This is a genomic window from Flavobacterium longum (assembly GCF_965137575.1).
Taxonomy (GTDB): Bacteria; Bacteroidota; Bacteroidia; order Flavobacteriales; family Flavobacteriaceae; genus Flavobacterium; species Flavobacterium longum.
This window is the reverse complement of sequence record NZ_CBCRZJ010000002.1, coordinates 295,599-316,468: the sequence shown is the minus strand read 5'-3', so window position 1 is coordinate 316,468 and position 20,870 is coordinate 295,599. Positions and strand designations below refer to the sequence as shown.

General features: G+C 49.8%; 20 protein-coding genes. 18 read left to right on the top strand and 2 right to left on the bottom strand.

The features are described 5' to 3' along the window. Position 1: 1 nt before the first annotated feature. From ACM9J1_RS04400 to ACM9J1_RS04390, 3 genes are all read left to right on the top strand, one after another. Positions 2-1,348, top strand: a complete 1,347-nt coding sequence (locus ACM9J1_RS04400; protein WP_415580728.1) for a TolC family protein — start codon at positions 2-4, stop codon at positions 1,346-1,348. Between the two features lie 24 nt (positions 1,349-1,372). Continuing rightward, complete coding sequence (locus tag ACM9J1_RS04395) at positions 1,373-2,506, top strand: efflux RND transporter periplasmic adaptor subunit (protein WP_415580727.1); 1,134 nt, start codon at positions 1,373-1,375, stop codon at positions 2,504-2,506. A 146-nt stretch (positions 2,507-2,652) separates the two neighbouring features. After that, positions 2,653-6,126 (top strand): efflux RND transporter permease subunit, encoded by a 3,474-nt coding sequence (locus ACM9J1_RS04390; protein WP_415580726.1) that lies wholly within the window; start codon positions 2,653-2,655, stop codon positions 6,124-6,126. 81 nt (positions 6,127-6,207) lie between these two features. Here ACM9J1_RS04390 and ACM9J1_RS04385 read toward each other — a convergent pair whose 3' ends face one another. Beyond that, complete coding sequence (locus ACM9J1_RS04385) at positions 6,208-6,549, bottom strand: toxin-antitoxin system YwqK family antitoxin (protein WP_415580725.1); 342 nt, start codon at positions 6,547-6,549, stop codon at positions 6,208-6,210. Positions 6,550-6,717: 168 nt separating this feature from the next. Then, the gene (locus ACM9J1_RS04380) at positions 6,718-7,719 is read right to left on the bottom strand and encodes a TlpA family protein disulfide reductase (RefSeq protein ID WP_415580724.1); all 1,002 of its coding nucleotides are present in this window, start codon (positions 7,717-7,719) and stop codon (positions 6,718-6,720) included. 126 nt (positions 7,720-7,845) lie between these two features. On the opposite strand from ACM9J1_RS04380, the gene aspS reads away from it, so the two are divergent. The 15 genes from aspS to nuoL all read left to right on the top strand — a co-directional run bounded on the left by aspS (position 7,846) and on the right by nuoL (position 20,860). Beyond that, entirely contained in the window at positions 7,846-9,603 is a 1,758-nt protein-coding gene (gene aspS / locus ACM9J1_RS04375) for an aspartate--tRNA ligase (protein ID WP_415580723.1), read from the top strand. A 55-nt stretch (positions 9,604-9,658) separates the two neighbouring features. Then, the gene (locus ACM9J1_RS04370) at positions 9,659-10,024 is read left to right on the top strand and encodes a hypothetical protein (protein WP_415580722.1); all 366 of its coding nucleotides are present in this window, start codon (positions 9,659-9,661) and stop codon (positions 10,022-10,024) included. Between the two features lie 77 nt (positions 10,025-10,101). Next, complete coding sequence (locus ACM9J1_RS04365; RefSeq protein WP_415580721.1) at positions 10,102-10,302, top strand: cold-shock protein; 201 nt, start codon at positions 10,102-10,104, stop codon at positions 10,300-10,302. Positions 10,303-10,503: 201 nt separating this feature from the next. Next, the gene (locus tag ACM9J1_RS04360; protein WP_415580720.1) at positions 10,504-10,869 is read left to right on the top strand and encodes an NADH-quinone oxidoreductase subunit A; all 366 of its coding nucleotides are present in this window, start codon (positions 10,504-10,506) and stop codon (positions 10,867-10,869) included. 96 nt (positions 10,870-10,965) lie between these two features. After that, positions 10,966-11,517, top strand: coding sequence for an NADH-quinone oxidoreductase subunit B (locus ACM9J1_RS04355; RefSeq protein WP_415580719.1), 552 nt, complete (start codon positions 10,966-10,968; stop codon positions 11,515-11,517). Further along, the gene (locus tag ACM9J1_RS04350; protein WP_415580718.1) at positions 11,518-12,045 is read left to right on the top strand and encodes an NADH-quinone oxidoreductase subunit C; all 528 of its coding nucleotides are present in this window, start codon (positions 11,518-11,520) and stop codon (positions 12,043-12,045) included. An 8-nt stretch (positions 12,046-12,053) separates the two neighbouring features. Then, the gene (locus tag ACM9J1_RS04345; protein WP_415580717.1) at positions 12,054-13,289 is read left to right on the top strand and encodes an NADH-quinone oxidoreductase subunit D; all 1,236 of its coding nucleotides are present in this window, start codon (positions 12,054-12,056) and stop codon (positions 13,287-13,289) included. 87 nt (positions 13,290-13,376) lie between these two features. After that, the gene (locus ACM9J1_RS04340; protein ID WP_415580716.1) at positions 13,377-13,934 is read left to right on the top strand and encodes an NADH-quinone oxidoreductase subunit NuoE family protein; all 558 of its coding nucleotides are present in this window, start codon (positions 13,377-13,379) and stop codon (positions 13,932-13,934) included. After that, positions 13,927-15,294, top strand: a complete 1,368-nt coding sequence (gene nuoF / locus ACM9J1_RS04335; protein WP_415580715.1) for an NADH-quinone oxidoreductase subunit NuoF — start codon at positions 13,927-13,929, stop codon at positions 15,292-15,294. Before ACM9J1_RS04340 ends, nuoF begins: the two co-directional genes overlap by 8 nt. A gap of 60 nt (positions 15,295-15,354) precedes the next feature. Continuing rightward, positions 15,355-16,401, top strand: coding sequence for an NADH-quinone oxidoreductase subunit G (locus ACM9J1_RS04330; RefSeq protein WP_415580714.1), 1,047 nt, complete (start codon positions 15,355-15,357; stop codon positions 16,399-16,401). Next, positions 16,394-17,425: an NADH-quinone oxidoreductase subunit NuoH gene (nuoH, locus tag ACM9J1_RS04325; protein ID WP_415580713.1), complete on the top strand. Its 1,032-nt coding sequence runs from the start codon at positions 16,394-16,396 to the stop codon at positions 17,423-17,425. The genes ACM9J1_RS04330 and nuoH overlap by 8 nt, the downstream gene beginning before the upstream one ends. A 168-nt stretch (positions 17,426-17,593) precedes the next feature. Further along, positions 17,594-18,127, top strand: coding sequence for an NADH-quinone oxidoreductase subunit NuoI (nuoI, locus tag ACM9J1_RS04320; protein ID WP_415580712.1), 534 nt, complete (start codon positions 17,594-17,596; stop codon positions 18,125-18,127). A gap of 1 nt (position 18,128) precedes the next feature. Then, positions 18,129-18,656 (top strand): NADH-quinone oxidoreductase subunit J family protein, encoded by a 528-nt coding sequence (locus ACM9J1_RS04315; protein WP_415580711.1) that lies wholly within the window; start codon positions 18,129-18,131, stop codon positions 18,654-18,656. After that, positions 18,656-18,976, top strand: a complete 321-nt coding sequence (nuoK, locus tag ACM9J1_RS04310; protein ID WP_415580710.1) for an NADH-quinone oxidoreductase subunit NuoK — start codon at positions 18,656-18,658, stop codon at positions 18,974-18,976. Before ACM9J1_RS04315 ends, nuoK begins: the two co-directional genes overlap by 1 nt. A 6-nt stretch (positions 18,977-18,982) precedes the next feature. Then, a complete protein-coding gene (gene nuoL, locus ACM9J1_RS04305; protein WP_415580708.1) occupies positions 18,983-20,860 on the top strand; it encodes an NADH-quinone oxidoreductase subunit L in 1,878 nt (625 codons plus the stop codon). Positions 20,861-20,870: the final 10 nt, after the last annotated feature.

The following is a 20,870-nucleotide window of genomic DNA, read 5'->3' as shown; positions in this document are numbered from 1 at the left end:
TATGCGAAAATTAATCATTCTCTTACTGTTGTCGCCGTTGTTGGGGCTGGCGCAGGACAAACCGAAACAGGACTTTAGTTTCAGTTTGGAGCAGGCCATCAGCCATGCACTCGAACACAACTATACCGTAATCAACTCTGGGCGCGACATCGAAAAAGCCGAGAAAAAGAAGTGGGAAACCACGGCCACGGGCTTGCCGCAAATTAACGGCGCCGTAGATTACACCTATAATATCGAGATTCCGCTGAACCCAATCCCGGCGCAATTTCTCGACCCGAGTGCGCCCGAAGGCGAATTCGTCGCTTTGCCCTTTAGCCCTAAACATTCCGTGAACGCACGCGCTACATTGAGCCAGTTGATTTTCGACGGTTCGTACATCGTGGCGCTGCAGGCTTCGAAAACCTACCTCGAATACTACCGGAATTACAAGCGCAAGACTGACACCGAGGTGCGCGAAATGGTCATCAACGCCTACGGAAATGTGTTGCTCACCGAAGAAAGCATCGCCATTCTGGAGCGCAACAAAACCACGCTCGACAAAACGCTGAACGACACACGCGAAACCTTGAAGAACGGTTTGATCGAGGAAGAAAACGTCGAGCAATTGGAAATCACGCAGGCGTCAATCATCTCGAACCTCAACAACGTGAAAAGGCTACGGACGATTTCGCTGAACATGCTGAAGCTTACTTTGGGGATTGACCTCAACGACGATTTGACGCTGACCGACAAGCTCGAAAGCCTGGCGCAAAACAACATGGCGGCCGCCCTTACCGGTACTTCTTTTTCGGTGGATAACAACATCGATTACCTTATCGGGAAGAACTTCGTGCAGCAACGCAACCTGGAATGGAAGCTTGAAAAAGCGAAAGCACTTCCTACGCTGGCGGCGAATTACAACTTCGGTTACAATGCGTTCGACGCAGAATTCCGTTTCCTGAACAGCGATCAGAAATATTATAACTACCAAAGTGTGGGCGTGAGCTTGAACATACCGATTTTCTCCAGCGGCATGCGCAGTGCGCGCGGGCAACAGGCCAAGATTGCCTTTGAACAAGCCAAGACACAGCTTACGCAGATCGAGCAACAACTCAAATTGCAATACGCGCAATCGCAGAGCGAATATGAATTTGCCGTGGAAGAATTTGCCACGAAGAAGAACAATCTGCGGTTGGCCGAGCGCATCGAAACCAAACAGCACACAAAATTCACCGAAGGCCTTTCCACGAGTTTTGACTTTGCCGATGCACAGCGCCAGTTGTACACCGCGCAGCAGGATTACCTGCAATCTATGGTGGATGTCATCTCGAAACGCGCCGCCCTGGAAAAAATCACAAGCACGAAATAATCATCAATCCAAAACACAAACCTAATGAGAAAGATATTTTTTATGACCGCCGCCCTAGCCCTTTTGGCTGCTTGCGGCAACAAAGACAACAAGTCCACGGAAGCGCTGATCAAAGCCGGCAATGTGGCAGCAATGAAAGAAAAACGTTCGGCCCTGCAAACCGAAATCGGGCAACTGTCTGAAGCGATCGCGAAACTGGACACCGTAAAAGAACTGGCGTTGGTATCTGTCGCGACAGTGAAAGACACCGTTTTCAACCATTACGTGGAAATCCAGGGCAGCGTGGATACGAAAGAAAACCTCATCATCTATCCGCAATACCAAGGCACGTTGTTGACGCTGAACGTAACGGCCGGGCAGAAAGTCTCGAAAGGACAAGTCATCGGCAAGATCGACGACGGCGGACTCAGCCAGCAAGTAGCGCAACTGGAAACGCAGGCCGCGCTCGCCAAAACCACTTTTGAACGCCAGAAAAGGCTTTGGGACCAAAAAATCGGGTCTGAAATCCAGTATCTGCAAGCGCAGACCAACATGGTCAGCCAGCAGAAAGCCGTGCAGCAACTCAAGGCGCAACTGGCCAGAACCGTGATCACCGCGCCCATCAGCGGCGTAGTGGATGACATCATCACCGAGCGTGGCGAAGTCGTGACACCGGGCCAAGGCATCGTGCGCATCGTGAACCTGGGCAATATGTACGTAAAAACGTCGGTGCCGGAAGCGTATGTCGGCAAACTGAAAATCGGAACGCCGGTTACCGTAACGCTGCCGTCGATCAACAAGACCTACATGGGCAAAGTGCGCCAAGTGGCCAACAACATCAACCCGGCCAACAGGAGTTTCAACATCGAGGTATCGGTCCCGAATACAGACAATCTCTTGCGCCCGAACCAAGTCGCACAACTCAAAATCGTGGACTACACCAACAACAAAGCGCTCGTCTTGCCTACCAATGTGGTACAGGAAGATGCGAAAGGACAAAAATATGTGTACGTGGTTACGGAGGTAAAAGGTCAGTCGGGCATCGCCAAGAAAGCACTCGTGAAACCGGGCCAGAACTCATCGAACTATACCGAAATCCTGAGCGGCGTATCGGCGGGCGAAACCGTAGTTTCAGAAGGCGCGAGCACGTTGTCTGAAGGGATGAAGGTCAATTTCTAAAGTAGCTAGTGGCTAGTGGTTCGTGGTCGGACTAACGAATGCAACCACTGGCTTTTTGCTACAAATCGATTTTTATCTGATTGTAATATTCATGAGTATCATATAGCTACTAGCCACCAGCTACTAGCCACTAACAACAAAAACAAATGAGCCATCAAAATAAAGAATTCGGCATCTCAAGCTGGGCGATCAACAACCGCGTGACCGTGTATATCGTCACGGCGTTGATTGTAATCACTGGCCTGATTGCGTACATCACGATGCCGCGCGAGGATTTCCCGGAAATCATCGAAAACAAGATCTACATTTCTTCCGTTTTCCCGGGCAACTCGGCCGAAGACGTCGAAAAACTCATCATCAAACCGCTCGAAAAGGAAATCAAGAACATTTCGGGCGTTGACAAAATCACCTCGAGTTCGTTTCAGGATTATGGGATGATCATCGTGGAATTTGCCGACAATGTCACCATCGAAACCGGCAAGACCAAGGTGAAAGACAAGGTCGATATCGTAAAGGCCGACACCGATTGGCCGAACCTCGACAACGGCAGCAAAGTGGAACCGAGCGTGTTCGAATTGAACATTTCGGAGGAAGTGCCGATCTTGAACATCAACCTCAAGGGCAACTACACCACGCAGCAACTCAAGAAATACGGCGAATTGCTCGAAGACGACATCGAGGAAGTCCCGGAAGTGAAACAAGTGGACATCCTGGGCGTGGACGACAAGGAAGTCGAAATCGCCATCGACCTGTTCAAGATGACGGCCGCACAGGTGTCGTTCGATGAAATACAGAATGCCGTGCGCGCCGAGAACATGACCATTTCGGGCGGCAACCTCATCACGCAAGGTTCGCGCAAAAACATCCGCGTGGTGGGCGAAATCAAGGATCCGAAAGAACTGGAAAATGTCATCGTGAAATCTTTCGGCGGAAACGTCTATCTGAAAGACATCGCCACGGTGAGTTTCAAGGAAAAGGAAAAAACGACTTACGCCCGTGAACGCGGCAAGGAAGTCGTGATGCTGGCCGTGAAGAAACGCTCGAACCAGAACATGATTTCGGCCATCGAGCAGGTCAAGGAAAAAATCAAGACGGCGCAGGAAACCTATTTGCCGAAAAACCTCACGCTCGAACTCACCAATGACCAATCCTCGCGTGTGGAACACCAGGTGGACGAACTCTCGAACCACATCATTTTCGGGATTATCCTGGTGATGCTCGTGTTGATGTTCACCATGGGATTGCGCAACGCGCTTTTCGTGGGCGCGGCCATTCCGCTCTCGATGCTCATGGCGTTCTCGATTTTGTCAATGTTCGGGTTAACGCTCAACACCATGGTATTGTTCGGACTCGTCATGGGATTGGGTATGCTCGTGGACGACGGCATCGTGGTCGTGGACAACGTCTTTGCGAACATGAAGAAAGGCATGAGCCGGCTCGAAGCCTCGAAAATCGGTATCGGCGAAATCGCGTGGCCGGTAATCTCGTCAACCGCAACCACTTTGATGGCGTTCCTGCCGTTTGCACTGTGGCCGGGCACGATGGGCAAATTCATGAAGTATTTCCCGATTACACTGACGGTAACGCTCACCGCATCGTTGTTCGTGGCGATGGTCGTGAACGCAGCCATGACCGGCGGATCGATGGACATCGAAGACAAAAATGTGAAGAAGAAGACGGCCAAACGCTACACCATCATCTTTACGATCATTGCCGTGATTTTCGTCGTGCTGGGCAACATTTACGATTCTAAAGGTGCGCGCGCCGTAGGCCATTTGGCCATTATTTCACTAGTGCTCATGTGGGCGTACCGCATCCGGATCTACAAATGGACACAGGATTTCCAGCACAGTTTCTTCCCTAGAATGGAAGAGCGTTACAAGCGTTTCCTCGCCCGCATCCTGACCGGACGCAACGCATGGTTCGCGCTGGGCGGCATCATCGCGATGTTGTTCCTCTCGGTCATTTTGGTGGGCGTGTTCCCACGTAAAGTGTTGTTCTTCCCGGACAACATCCCGAACCAAGTCATCGCCTACATTGAATATCCGCAGGGAACAGACATTGAAAAGACCAACAAGGCGACCAAATTCGTCGAAAATCAAGTCATCGACATCCTTTCGAAATACGTCGATCCTGCCACCAAGGAAAATTACCTCGCGGAATCCATCGTTTCCCAGGTTGGTGTAGGCGCGGGCAACCCGAACGTGGATGCCGGTTCGCAGGCCGAAACGCCGTTCAAAGGTAAAGTCACCGTCAACTTCTCGGAATTCAAGTTCCGTCGCGGCGTGAATACCGCAGACATTTTAGAAGAAGTCCGGGCGAAAGTCAAAGGCATTGCGGGTGCGAAAGTAACCGTCGAAAAAGACTACAACGGCCCGCCGGCTGGTTACCCGATTTCGGTTCAGTTGACCGGTTCAGACTACGACCAGATGCTTAAAGCTGCCGATTCGATGATTGCGTTCATCAACGCCAAAAACATTCCGGGCATCGAACGATTGAGCGTGGATGTCAACAAGGAAAATCCGGAACTACAAGTAAATGTAGACCGCGTCAATGCGGGAAGTTCGGGCATCTCGACAGGCCAAGTCGGGTTGAATTTGCGTCGTTCGCTGTACGGTCAGGAAATCTCGACCTACAAGGAAGACGACGATGATTACAACATCACGATGCGTCTGCAGGAAGACCAGCGCAAGAACGAGAACATCTTGTTCAACCAGTCCATCACGTTCCGCAACCAGAACAATGGCCAAGTGCAACAAGTGCCGATTTCTGCCGTGTCAACCACAGAGAAAACCACGACCTATAACCAGATCAAGCGCAAGAACCACAAGCGCATCATGACGATTTATTCGAACGTGCTCACGGGCTACAACGGCGATGAAATCACCGGGAAAATCGCGTCTTACCTCCAGAGCTACAAACTCCCGAAAGGCATTACGTATTCATTCTCGGGCGTTCAGGAAGAACAAGGCAAGAACCAAGGCTTCTTGATGTATGCGTTGTTCCTGGCCTTGGCCGGCATCTCGCTGATCATCGTGTTGCAGTTCAACTCGGTATCGAAAACCGTCGTGATTTTGTTTACGGTATTGCTGAGTTTCAGCGGCGTGTTCTACGGCTACGTCATCGCGAATATGGATTTCGTAATCCTGATGACGATGATGGGCATTATCTCGCTGGCCGGTATCGTCGTGAAGAACGGTATTGTACTCATGGACTTCTTCGTGCTGTTGCTCGACAAGAAAGTGGCCGACAACAAACTCGAATCGCATGATGATTTGACGCTCGACGAAATCAAGGAAGTCATCATCGAATCCGGAAAATCAAGGCTTCGCCCGGTATTGCTCACCGCATTGACCGCGGTATTGGGCTTGATTCCGTTGGCCATCGGGTTGAACTTTGACTTCTTCTCCTTGGTGACCGATCTGAATCCGCACATTTTCCTGGGCGGCGACAACGTGATCTTTTGGGGTCCGCTGGCCTGGACGATTATCTTTGGTTTGACCTACGCGACTGTTTTGACACTCGTCATGGTTCCGGTGATGTTCTTCCTGGTGAAACGCACCAAATACTGGCTGCGTGACCGCAAGAATCGCCGACTGGCCAATGCAACGGAAGAGTAATCAATCCACTTTTTGGACATAAAAAATCCCGAAATCGTTCATGATTTCGGGATTCTTGTTTTAAGGCCTTTTGGATTAACCTTAATTCTTTACGATGGCTTCCTGTTTCCAGGTCTTGATCTTATCGATTTTGCTTTCCTTGTAATCTACTTCGGTCAGCGCGTTGTCTGTCCAGAATACCCATTTGCCCGTTTTTTGGCCGTTGCGGTATTCCCCGATTGATTTTTTGTTGCCGGCCGCATCATATGCCACCCAGTTTCCTTCCGGCTTGCCATTCTTGAAATAGCCTTCTTGCATGATGGTTCCGTTGTCATAATAATAAGTGGCCTTGACCATATCTCCGTGGGCTTCAAGCTTTGGGGTATTGTTTGCAAACACTACGCCCGCTGCCAGCATGAGTCCTAATGTGATGTACTTTTTCATAATGTAGGTTTTACGGTTGTCTATCACAAAGTTAGCGTTTGGTTTACATTAAAAAAACTTTTTGGTAACAATTTGGTAACATTGGTTGAAAACTTAACATTGGAAAATAAAAAAACCGGCGTCAAGCACCGGTTTTATTGGGGTTTCCGAGATTCTCGGAAATTGCCGTTATTTCAGTAATTCATCCAATTGCGCGGTCAAACCAGGATCAGAAGGCCGTTTTGCATCGGCATCGACCACTTTTCCGTCTGGCCCGATCAGAATAAAACGCGGGATGGAATTGATATCGAAGGCACGTATAAAGTCTGAACTCCAGTCTTTGTCGGCCATTAATTGCACACCGCCCAATTGCTTTTCCTTGACGAAATTCTTCCACTTGTCGTGGTTTTTCATCTCGTCAATCGAAATGCTCACGAACTCAATGTTCTTCCCGTGGTATTTCTCCTCAATTTTCTGCAGGAATGGGATTTCCATCCGGCACGGGCCGCACCAAGTTGCCCAATTGTCGATGTAAACATATTTCCCTTTGAAATCTGACAACTTCGTTTTGCCGCCTTTGTAGTTTTCAAAGTTGAAATCCGGCGCAGGCTTGTTGTTCCATTTCGAGGCAGCGGCGGCCTTGGCATCCATGTATGCTTTCATTTGCGCCTGCTGCTCGGCTACCGCGGCTTTCTGCTTGTCTTCGTAGGCTTTTTTCAGTCCGGGATCTACACCGTCGGCCGTAAGCTTCTTCTGAAAGGTAGCGTTGTGCGTCATGATGATTTTCTGGACTTCCATCGGCTGGTCTTTCACCGCCATGAGCTGTTCCTCCAGCTTTTCTTCCGCCAAGGTATTTTGGGCCAGTATGTTGTTCTCGTTGGCGCCTTTCCCTTTGTAGCTGATGGATTCGTCGAATTGTGCCGTATCGAGCGACATCGTCAAATCGAAACCATTCTTGAGGTAAACTTCGCTGTATTCGGCGCCGTCAAACAGTTCATACAGGCCTTCAGGTGCGTTGAAGGAAGCCGAAAAACTACCGTCCTTGGCCACCGGGATAACCTGTTTGAATGTGCCGTTTTTCAAGACAAGCTTGTCGCTGTTAGGGTTCTTGATCTGGCCCGAAAATTTGACCACATCTTGTGCGAAGCAGCTAACCGTGGCGAGCAGAAAACATAAAATGGTGTTTTTCATTGGAAGGTGATTTTTAGAATGAACCCAAATGTAATAAAAATCCATTCTTTCCCCGACGATTTTTAATTCAGATTTAACCTATCGAAATTGACAATTACTATTTAAATTTGCGACAAATTTTTCACCATGTACAGAAGCCACAACTGCGGAGAACTTACCGCCGCACACATCAATACCGAAGTCACCCTGGCCGGCTGGGTCCAGAAATCACGCGATAAGGGATTCGTGAATTGGATTGATTTGCGCGACCGTTACGGCATTACCCAGTTGGTATTCGATGAAAGCCGGACCGACAAAGCGGTATTCGAGCTTTCGAAAACCCTCGGCCGCGAGTTTGTGATCCAGGTGAAAGGCAAGGTCATCGAGCGTGAATCGAAAAACAAGAACATCCCGACCGGCGATATCGAAATCCTCGTGGCCGAACTCAATATCCTCAACCCGGCCTTACTCCCGCCGTTTACCATCGAAGACGATACCGATGGCGGCGAAGACATCCGGATGAAATACCGCTACCTCGACATCCGCAGAAATCCGGTGAAAAACGCCTTGCTGTTCCGCCATAAGGTCACGATGCAAGTGCGCAATTACTTGTCGGACCAAGGTTTTTGCGAAGTGGAAACGCCGTACTTGATCAAATCGACACCGGAAGGCGCACGTGATTTCGTCGTTCCTTCGCGCATGAACCAAGGACAATTTTACGCCTTGCCGCAATCGCCACAAACCTTTAAGCAGCTCTTGATGGTGGGCGGCATGGACAAATATTTCCAGATCGTGAAATGTTTCCGTGACGAAGATTTGCGCGCCGACCGCCAGCCCGAATTTACGCAGATTGACTGCGAGATGGCGTTCGTGGAACAGGAAGACATCCTGAACATTTTTGAAGGATTGACGCGTCATCTGTTGCTGAACATCAAGGGCATTGAAGTGGATAAATTCCCGCGGATGACCTACGACCACGCCATGAAAACCTATGGTAACGACAAGCCGGACATCCGTTTCGGAATGGAATTCGGCGAACTCAATGCCGTGGCGCAACACAAAGACTTCGCCGTATTCAACAACGCCGAACTCGTCGTGGGCATCGCGGCCCCGAAATGCGGAGAAATGACCCGCAAGGAAATCGATGCGCTCATTGACTGGGTGAAACGTCCGCAGATTGGCGCTTCGGGAATGGTTTACTTAAAATGCAACGAAGACGGCAGCTTTAAATCTTCTGTCGATAAATTCTATGATCAAACCGATTTGGCGAAATGGGCCGAGGCCACCGGCGCCAAAGCCGGCGACATGATTTTTATCCTGTCAGGCAACGCACACAAAACCCGCACACAGTTGTCGGCGCTGCGCATGGAACTGGCCACTAGGCTTGGCTTGCGCAACCCGAACGAATTCGCGCCGCTTTGGGTCGTGGATTTCCCGTTGCTGGAACAGGACGAGGAAAGCGGCCGTTGGCATGCGATGCATCATCCGTTCACCTCGCCAAAGCCTGAGGACATGGCGCTGCTGGAAACCGATCCGGGCAAAGTACGGGCGAACGCGTACGATATGGTGTTGAACGGCAACGAAATCGGCGGCGGATCGATCCGAATCCACGACAAAGCTACGCAACAACTGATGTTCAAATATTTAGGTTTCACCGACGAAGAAGCGCGCAACCAATTCGGCTTCTTGATGGACGCGTTCCAGTTCGGCGCGCCACCGCACGGTGGCTTGGCCTTTGGCCTCGACCGTTTGGTGGCGATTTTGGGCGGACAGGAAACCATCCGCGACTTTATCGCGTTCCCGAAAAACAACTCCGGCCGCGACGTAATGATCGATGCGCCATCGGCCATCAACCCGGCGCAATTGGAGGAACTTGCCATTAAGGTGGATTTGCAGAAAGTTTAACCTTTCCTTTAAAAATATATTTTCGGGCGGAAGCGTTTGTAAAAGAAAACGCCTCATGGAATCTGCTGCCCAACAAAAAGCCTGGATGGCCAAGATATTTGGCTCCTGCTATTTCATCCTTTTAGGATTCACTTACGCCATCATGGAATTGGTCTCCGGACATTTCTCCTTTGCCGATTTGTGCGTGCTGCTTTGGGCCTGCCTGCCGATTCTCATCAACAAACGTTGGCTTTACGTAGTATTCGGCGGCGTAAACCTCTTGGTCTGGTCGTACATCGCACTGGGAATGATGGTCATAAGCGGCGGCGATGCGGTCGGTTTACTCTTTATGGCGATCATTACCGCCGGCGCGGTTGTGGCTTCCTTGCTGCTGATTTACTCGGCCATCAGCATTTCCGAGAAACGGTTTAGCCTGATTTAATTATTTTTTTGCGATTCGGCGTTTGTATCAGTTAAAAGTATATTTTTACGCATTATTAAATTATTATCCATATTACAATGCGTACAGGTACAGTAAAGTTTTACATTGAGTCCAAAGGTTTTGGGTTCATTACAGATTCAGAAACCGGCAAGGACATTTTTGTTCACGCCAGTGGCCTCAAAGTAGAGGCGATTCGTGAAGGTGACACAGTAAGTTATGAAGAAGAAGAAGGCCGAAAAGGGAAAATTGCCGCTCAGGTAACCACCATCGAAGCCTAACAAACATATCTTTTGTTATCAGGAAAGCGCCCCGTTGAAGGGCGTTTTTTTATGGCCGGAAGTCATCGGTTTTTGTCCTTATTTATAATGATTAAAAATTAGGCGTAAAACTGTCGCAAACCCAAAACGAAAACGCACATGCATTGCATTTTATATTTTGGAAAAGTATCTTTGCCGTTGATTTATCTAAAAGTTTCCGCTATGCAAAGCACCCAGATCGATTACTTCCCGATTATCATGCAGTTGCTGCTCGCCGTAGGATTCGTCGCCGGCACCATCGCTATTTCCGGTTTGCTCGGCCCAAAGCGCAATTCGGCCAACAAAGACAAGAACTTTGAGTGCGGGATCGAATCCGTCGGCAACGCAAGGATTCCATTTTCGGTGAAATACTTTTTGGTGGCCATCCTGTTTGTCCTGTTCGACGTAGAGGTGATTTTCCTTTATCCGTGGGCGGTCAACTTTAAGGAACTCGGCATGGACGGCATGATCAAGATGGTCATTTTCATGGCGCTTTTGCTGATAGGTTTCTTCTACATCATCAAGAAGAAAGCGCTGGAATGGGAATAAAAAGACAAGGATGAATTTTGAATGATGAATTATAAATGAGGCACCGCTGCGAAATAATTTAGAATTTAAAATTTATAATTTAAAATAACTCAAGCAATGAGCGATTCAAAAATAAACACCAACGCACCGGCTCCGGAAGGCTATTCCGGAGAAGGCTTCTTCGCGGGGAAACTCGACGATATTGTTGGACTCGCCCGCGCCAACTCGCTTTGGCCGCTGCCTTTTGCCACCTCTTGCTGCGGCATCGAATTCATGGCCACCATGGCCTCGCACTATGACTTGGCCCGTTTTGGATCCGAGCGTGTGAGTTTCTCGCCGCGTCAGGCCGACATGCTCATGGTCATGGGTACGATTTCCAAGAAAATGGCCCCGATCCTGCGCCAGGTTTACGAACAAATGTCTGAACCACGCTGGGTAATTTCGGTGGGCGCGTGCGCGTGCTCAGGCGGTATTTTCGATACGTATTCTGTGTTGCAAGGCATCGACAAAGTCATCCCGGTAGATGTTTACGTTCCGGGTTGCCCACCGCGTCCGGAGCAAATCGTGGAAGGCGTGATGAAACTACAGGAACTCGTAAAAAGTGAATCGGTACGGCGCAGGAGTTCAGACGAATACAAAGAACTGCTCGCTTCCTATAACATCAAATAAATGGCATTAGAAAATTCTGTCATCCAGGACAAATTGACGTCAACCTTCGGGAATGACGTATTCGATTTCGACCCTACCAAAGATATGCTGACTTTTGAGGTGTCGCCCGATATCATCACCGCATTGCTGTTGTTCCTCAAAAACGACGAAACGCTTCGGTTCAATTTCCTGACCACGATGTGCGGCATCCATTATCCCGACAACGATGTGGAAAGGCAATTCGCGATGGTGTATCAGATGCACAACTGGATCGACAATGTCCGCATCCGCATCAAAACATTTCTGAACGGGGAAAATCCCGAAATAAAAACGGTAACGACCATTTTTGACTGCGCCAACTGGATGGAACGCGAAGCCTATGATTTCTACGGCATCAACTTCATCGGGCATCCGCAATTGAAAAGGATTTTGAATATGGACGAAATGGTGTCGTTCCCGATGCGCAAGCAATTCCCGATGGAAGACAGCGGCCGCACGGATAAAGACGACCGTTTCTTCGGACGCACCGTAACCAACCAACCTTTATAATCGAAGCCATGTCAGATCTTTTGTTACCACCAGAACACCGATACGCCGAGATTATCAAGCAAAGGCGAAATGACGACGGCGCCGAATTGTCGATCCTGAACCTGGGCCCGACACACCCGGCCACGCACGGTATTTTCCAAAATATCCTGTTGATGGACGGCGAACGCATCCTCGAAGCCGAACCTACTATTGGTTACATCCACCGCGCCTTTGAAAAGATTGCGGAGAACCGTCCGTTCTACCAGATCACGCCGCTTACCGACCGCATGAATTATTGTTCATCGCCCATCAACAACATGGGCTGGTGGATGACGGTCGAAAAACTGCTCGGCGTGGAAGTCCCGAAACGTGCGCAATACCTGCGCGTGATCGTCATGGAATTGGCGCGCATCGCCGACCACTTGATTTGTAATTCCATCCTGGGCGTCGATACCGGCGCATACACCGGGTTCTTATATGTATTCCAGTTCCGCGAAAAAATCTACGAGATCTACGAAGAGATTTGCGGCGCGCGACTCACCACGAACATGGGCCGCATCGGCGGTTTCGAGCGCGATTGGTCGCCGAAAGCCTTCGAACTGCTCAACAAGTTCCTCGAAGAATTCCCGCCGGCCTGGAAAGAGTTTGAAAACCTTTTCGAACGCAACCGGATTTTTATTGACCGTACCGTAAACGTGGGCGGAATTTCAGCCGAAAAAGCGTTGCAGTATGGCTTTACCGGTCCAAACCTGCGCGCTGCAGGCGTAGATTATGACGTTCGCGTGGCCTCGCCATACAGTTCGTATGAGGATTTTGATTTCGTGGTTCCGGTAGGCAAATCGGGCGATACGTATGACCGTTTCTGTGTCAGGAATGCAGAAGTATGGGAAAGCATCAGCATCATCAAACAGGCCTTGGCGAAGATGCCCGAAGGTCCGTACCATGCAGATGTTCCGGATTATTACCTGCCGCCGAAAGAAGATGTGTACAACAACATGGAAGCGTTGATTTATCACTTCAAGATTGTCATGGGCGAAGTGCCGGTGCCGGTGTCCGAAGTGTATCACGCCGTAGAAGGCGGCAACGGCGAACTCGGTTTTTACTTGATTACCGATGGCAGCCGCACGCCATACCGCTTGCATTTCCGCAGGCCGTGTTATATTTATTACCAAGCGTATCCCGAAATGATTAAGGGCGCGATGCTCTCGGATGCCATTGTGATTTTGTCGAGCTTAAACGTCATTGCGGGCGAACTCGACGCGTAAATTATTATAAATTATGGATTATAAATTTTAAATTATCTCGGGCTTCTCCATTTAAAATTTAGAATTTAGAATTTAAAATAACCGAAAATGGGCGGACATGTAACATACGGCGCAATCAAACAGGACATCAATATGACCGATGCCCTGATGGCGCGCATCAACGAACTCATCAGCCACTATCCTGAAGACAAACGCAAATCTGCGCTCTTGCCGGTGTTGCACGAGGTCCAGGACGCGCACGACAACTGGCTCTCTATCGAACTGATGGACAAAGTGGCCGAAATCCTGCGCATCAAACCGGTGGAAGTGTATGAAGTGGTGTCGTTTTATACGATGTTCAACCGCCGCCCGATCGGGAAATTCATGTTTGAATTCTGCCAGACTTCCTGCTGTGCGACGCGCGGCGTGGAAGACCTGATGGATTACACGTGCCAGAAACTGGGCGTCGGCATCGGCGAACCTACTCCGGATGGCCTATTTGAAGTACGTGGCGTAGAATGTCTCGGCGCTTGCGGGTATGCCCCGATGATGCAGTTGGGCGACACCTACCGCGAGTTCCTGACCAAAGAAAAAATCGACCAGATCATTGACGATTGCCGCGCAGGAAAAGTCAATCTATATTTCAACGCTGATCACAATGAGTAAGAAAATATTATTAGACAAGATCAACGTCCCGGGCATCCGCACCTACGAAGTGTATCGTAAGGAAGGCGGCTATGCGTCGGTAGAGAAAGCGCTCAAGACCATGACGCCCGACGAAATCGTCAACGAAGTGAAGACTTCAGGGCTGAAAGGCCGTGGCGGCGCCGGATTCCCAATGGGCATGAAATGGAGTTTCATCGACAAGAAATCGGGCAAGCCGCGCCATTTGGTGTGCAACGCCGACGAGTCTGAACCGGGTACATTCAAAGACCGCTACCTGATGGAATTCATTCCGCACCTGTTGGTGGAAGGCATGATCGTATCGAGTTTCGCTTTGGAGGCGAACCTGTCGTATATCTACATCCGCGGCGAATACATGTGGGTTTACAAAATCCTCGAGAAAGCCATCAAGGAAGCGTATGCTGCGGGCTGGCTGGGTAAAAATATCTTGGGCACCGGATACGATTTGGACCTGCACGTCCACGTGGGTGCCGGCGCCTACATCTGTGGCGAAGAAACTGCGCTCATCGAATCGTTGGAAGGCAAACGCGGCAACCCGCGCATCAAGCCGCCATTCCCTGCGATTTCCGGCTTGTGGCAAAATCCTACTGTGGTGAACAACGTGGAATCGATCTCTGCCGTGCCGTGGATGATCTTGAACGGCGGTGCAGAATATGCCAAAATCGGGACGGAAAAATCTACCGGAACCAAGTTGATTTCGGCTTCCGGACACATCAAAAAACCGGGTGTTTATGAAATTGAACTCGGCATTTCGGTGTACGATTTCATCAACTCAGACGAATACTGCGGTGGCATGCTGGACGACCGCCCTTTGAAAGCGCTCGTTCCGGGCGGTTCATCGGTGCCTATTTTGCCCGCACACTTAATCTATAAAACGGCTAATGGCGAAGACCGATTGATGTCTTACGAATCCATGTCGGACGGTGGATTTGCCTCGGGTTCCATGATTGGTTCCGGCGGATTCATCGTGTACAACGACACGACCTGTATCGTCCGGAATACGTGGAATTTCTCGCGTTTCTATCATCACGAAAGCTGCGGACAATGTTCGCCTTGCCGTGAAGGAACAGGCTGGCTGGAAAAGGTATTGCACCGCATCGAAACCGGTCACGGACGCGAAGAAGACATTGATCTTTTGTGGTCGATCCAGGCGAAAATCGAGGGCAACACAATTTGCCCGTTGGGCGACGCGGCAGCCTGGCCAGTGGCAGCGGCCATCCGTCATTTCAGGGATGAATTTGAATACCATGTTCGTTTCCCTGAAAAAATCAAGGATCGGAACCATTTCGTCCACGAACCATTTGAAAAAGTAAAACATCTCGTGAGTAAAGCCACAGTATAAGTTGAATGTCTGTTAGCGGTTCTTCTAGCCACTAGCAACTAGCAACTAACAACTAATATTATGAAAGTAACCATAGACGGACAAAGCATCGACGTTGAACCAGGAACAACGATCCTGCAGGCGGCGCGTATGATTGGCGGGGAAAGTGTTCCGCCGGCCATGTGCTATTATTCGAAACTCAAAGGAAGTGGCGGCAAATGCCGTTGCTGCTTGGTGGAAGTTTCCAAAGGCAGCGAAGCCGATCCGCGTCCGATGCCAAAACTCGTCGCATCTTGCGTAACCGGCGTCATGGATGGCATGGAAGTGAACAGCGTTTCTTCTGAACGTGTGACCGAAGCCAGGAAATCGGTGACGGAATTTTTGCTCATCAACCACCCGCTGGATTGCCCAGTGTGCGACCAGGCCGGAGAATGCGACTTACAGAATTTGAGCTTCAAGCACGGGAAATCGCAGACGCGTTTCATTGAAGAGAAAAGGACGTTTGAACCGGAAAATATCGGGCCGAACATTCAGTTGCACATGAACCGTTGCATCTTGTGTTACCGTTGCGTCATGGTGGCCGACCAACTCACCGACAACCGCGTGCACGGCGTGATGGACCGCGGCGACCACTCGAACATTTCCACCTGCATTTCCAAGGCGATCGACAATGAATTTTCGGGCAACATGATCGACGTTTGCCCGGTGGGCGCGCTCACCGATAAGACCTTCCGATTCAAATCTCGGGTTTGGTTCAACAAGCCTTATGATGCGCACCGCGACTGCCCGACGTGTTCCGGAAAAGTAACCGTCTGGATGTTCGGCGACGAGATACAGCGTGTGACGGGCCGCAAGGACGAATACCACGAAGTGGATGAATTCATCTGCAACACCTGCCGTTTCGACAAGAAAGATGTAAACGACTGGGTGATTGAAGGACCGCGCAAGTTTGAAAAAGACTCGGTCATCAACCAAAACAACTACACGCGCAAACTGGATAAAGTGGTGATCGAGACCGAAAAGAACATTCTGTTGGGCCGCGATGAAGACCGCAAGAAAATCAGTATGACCGAGATCGATTACAACGAAGGAATCGACGGAAACCTAATAGACCCGAAACATGGATAGTGCGTTCATCATAGAAAAAAGTATTTTCATCACCGCCATTTTCGCCATTACGATGGTTATGGCGATGTATTCCACTTGGGCCGAGCGCAAGGTTGCCGCATTTTTGCAAGACCGCATCGGGCCTAACCGGGCCGGTGTCTGGGGATTGCTCCAACCATTGGCCGACGGATTGAAATTGTTCTCGAAAGAAGAGTTTTTCCCAAATACCCCGAACCGTTTCCTGTTCATCGTTGGGCCAGCCATTGCCATGAGTACCGCTTTGATGACCAGCGCGGTGATGCCGTGGGGCGACAAGCTCATCATCGGCGGACGTGAAATTATTTTACAGGCAACGGATATCGACGTGGCGCTTTTGTATGTGTTCGGCGTGGTGTCTGTGGGCGTGTATGGCATCATGATCGGCGGATGGGCATCGAACAACAAGTTTTCGTTGATGGGCGCCGTGCGTGCGTCTTCGCAGATGATTTCATATGAAGTGGCGATGGGCTTGTCAATCATTGCGCTGTTGATGATGACCGGAACCTTGAGCCTGAAAGAGATTGCCGCACAACAAAGCGAATGGCGTTGGAACGTGTTGTACCAGCCGGTATCGTTCCTGATTTTCCTGATTTGTGCATTTGCCGAAACCAACCGGACGCCATTTGACTTGGCGGAATGTGAATCGGAATTGATTGGCGGCTACCACACCGAATATTCGTCCATGAAAATGGGCTTTTACCTGTTTGCGGAATATGCGAACATGTTCATTTCCTCGGCGTTGTTGTCGGTGCTGTTCTTTGGTGGTTACAACTATCCGGGGATGGCATGGGCGATTGAAAACTGGGGCGTGAATACGGCGAACATCTTAGGGATTTTAGCGTTGTTCATCAAGATTTGCGGATTCATCTTCTTTTATATGTGGGTGCGCTGGACGATTCCGCGCTTTAGGTATGACCAGTTGATGAACCTGGGCTGGAAGATTTTGATCCCGTTGGCGATTGTGAATATCGTGGTGACGGGAGTTTGTATGCTGGCTTTTAAGTAGGCCTGATAGAATACGGGATTTGAAGAATAGCCCCGATGGAGGCGGTATCCTTTTTTGCGGGTTCGAGTGCGGCGCAGCCGTGTATCGAGAACCGGAAAAAATATAAAGCCGAAAGCGGGACGAAACAAGATAGCAAGAGCGCTGCTGTGCTCCTAAAAAAACAACAAAATGTCAATAGAAACGATTTCATTATCGGGACGTAAAAAACAGGTTTCCAACAAGGAAATGTCTTTCATAGAAAGGCTATACCTGGTGGCCATCGTCAAGGGATTGTTCATTACGATCAGGCACTTGTTCAAGCGCAAGGTGACCATTAAATATCCGGAAGAAGTGCGTCCGCGGAGCGAAGTGTATCGCGGCCAGCACATGCTCATGCGTGACGATCAAGGACGCGAGCGTTGCACCGCCTGCGGATTGTGCGCGTTGTCTTGTCCGGCCGAAGCCATCACGATGAAGGCCGAAGAGCGCAAACCCGAAGAAAAGCATTTGTACCGTGAGGAGAAATACGCCTCGATTTACGAAATCAATATGTTGCGTTGCATTTTCTGCGGACTGTGTGAGGAAGCGTGCCCAAAACAGGCCATTTACCTGACCAAATCAAAAGAACTCGTACACACCGAATATACCCGCGAGGATTTCATTTACGGAAAAGACAAACTGGTGATGCCGCTTGAAATGGCCATTGCCAACACCAAAGCTTAATATGGATAACTTACTCATCCTTTTTTACGTACTGTCGGCAGTGACTTTGGGCACGGCGCTCTTGACGATCATCAGCAAGAACCCGATCCATAGCGCCATTTACTTGGTGATCTGCTTTTTTTCGATTGCGGCGCATTACTTTTTGTTCAATGCACAATTCCTGGGCATCGTCCACATCATCGTGTACGCCGGCGCCATCATGGTGTTGTTTCTCTTCACGATCATGCTCATGAACCTCAACAAGGAAGACGAACCGCACAAACCATTGGTCACGAAAATGGCCGCAACGGTTTCGGCCTGCCTGGTAGGTTTGGTGCTGGTGGCCGCATTCGTCCGGGCACAACAAACCGTGGCACCGGAATATGTAGTATCGGGCGAAGATTACCAATCGATCAAAAAACTCGGGCAGGTATTGCTCAGCGACCAGGAAGGCGGCTTCATGGTACCGTTTGAGTTTGCATCGATCCTGCTTTTGGTAGCCATGATTGGTGCGGTACTATTGTCTAAGAAAGAAAAACAGATGGATTGATGGAAAATATCCTGCAACATATCGGCATTGAGAATTACATTTTCCTGTCGGCTTTATTGTTCTGCATCGGCGTTTTTGGTGTACTGTACCGACGCAATGCCATTATCATGTTCATGTCAATCGAGATCATGCTCAACGCAGTGAACCTGTTGTTTGTGGCATTTTCTACGTATCACCAAGACGCGCAAGGACAAGTGTTCGTGTTCTTCTCGATGGCCGTAGCCGCTGCAGAAGTAGCGGTTGGATTGGCGATTTTGGTGGCCATTTTCCGAAACCTCGGTTCGATTGACATCGACAATTTGAAAAACTTAAAAGGATAACCCCGCATGGATAACAGCATGATTTTACTTTTACTCTTGTCTCCGCTCGCCGGGTTTGTCATCAACGTCTTTTTTGGGAAGCAACTCGGGAAAACCGCTGCTGGTTGGCTTGGCACCGCAGCAGTGGCCGTGTCATTTGCCGTGACGTTGAATTTCTTCCTTCAAGTGTCGCAATCGGGGCAACCCATCAACGTATCGCTCTTTGATTGGATTTCCTTCCAGAATTTTACCGTCGATGTGGGCGTACAATTAGACCAACTCTCATTGTTGTGGCTGATGTTCGTTACCGGAATCGGATCTTTGATTCACATGTACTCTATCTCGTATATGCACGACGACGAAAACCTGCACAAGTTCTTTGCATACCTGAACCTGTTCGTGTTCTTCATGATTGCGCTCGTCTCGGGCAGCAACCTTTTGGTGATGTTCATCGGTTGGGAAGGCGTTGGTTTGTGCTCGTATTTGCTCATCGGCTTCTGGTACAAGAATCAGGATTACAACGATGCCGCCAAGAAAGCCTTCATCATGAACCGCATTGGTGACTTGGGCTTCCTGATTGGTATTTTTATCCTAGCAATTACATGCAAAACACTGGATTATGTTGCCTTGAAACAAGCCATTTTATCCGGCGCAGTCAGCCCGTATTGGTTGGGAGCAGCGGCATTGGCCTTATTCATCGGCGCTTGCGGAAAGTCGGCGCAAATTCCTTTGTACACCTGGCTTCCGGATGCAATGGCAGGCCCGACTCCGGTTTCGGCGCTCATCCACGCCGCGACGATGGTTACCGCCGGTATTTTCATGGTCACCAGAATGCACTTCCTGTTTGACCTTGCACCTGAAATACAGACCGTGATTGCCGCTGTGGGTGCGTTCACTGCATTGATGGCCGCAACGATTGGCTTGGTTCAAAACGACATTAAGAAAGTACTCGCCTATTCTACCGTTTCGCAGTTGGGACTTATGTTCCTCGCGCTGGGTTGCGGTGCTTACGAAGTCGCCGTTTTCCACGTAATCACGCACGCATTCTTCAAGGCTTGCTTGTTCCTTGGCTCGGGTTCAGTGATCCACGCGATGCACGGCGAACAAGACATGCGCAACATGGGCGGTTTGAAAAAGGCCATGCCGATTACGTTTTGGACGATGATGATTTCGTCGTTGGCGATTTCGGGGATATTCCCGTTGGCTGGCTTCTGGTCCAAGGACGAAATCTTGCTGACCGCATTCCACCACAACATTCCGCTTTGGGTTATCGGCTCGATTGCGTCCATCATGACCGCATTCTACATGTTCCGATTGATGTACCTGACGTTCTTCAAGGACTTCCGCGGTACCGAACACCAAAAACACCACCTGCACGAAAGCCCGGCATTGATTACCATTCCGTTGGTGATCCTTGCGATTCTCGCGGCCATCGGTGGCGCCATCAACCTTCCGGGAAGCACGTGGCTCAACCATTATCTGGCTCCGTTCCTGGACAAAGTAGGACACGGCGAACACCATCTGGACAACACGGCGTATATGCTCATGGGCATTGCTACGGTTGGTGCGCTTGTCGGCATCGGCATCGCATACGCCAAATACATCAAGCAATCACAAGTGCCGGAATCTGATGAAAATATCTCCGGATTCGCCAAGGTGCTATACCACAAATATTATGTCGATGAATTGTACAACGCCTTGTTCGTAAAACCGTTGCACGCTTTGTCTCGCTTTTTCCGCGATGTCTTGGAACGCGCGCTTTCGGGCTTCGTTTATGGCTGGGGCAGAATGGCGAATTCCATCGGCACGCAAGGCCAAGCCATGCAGAACGGCAACATCGGGTATTACCTTTTTGCTTTCGTACTGGGCGTTTGCAGCATCTTGACTTATCTATTCCTAGCATAACAAACCAAAA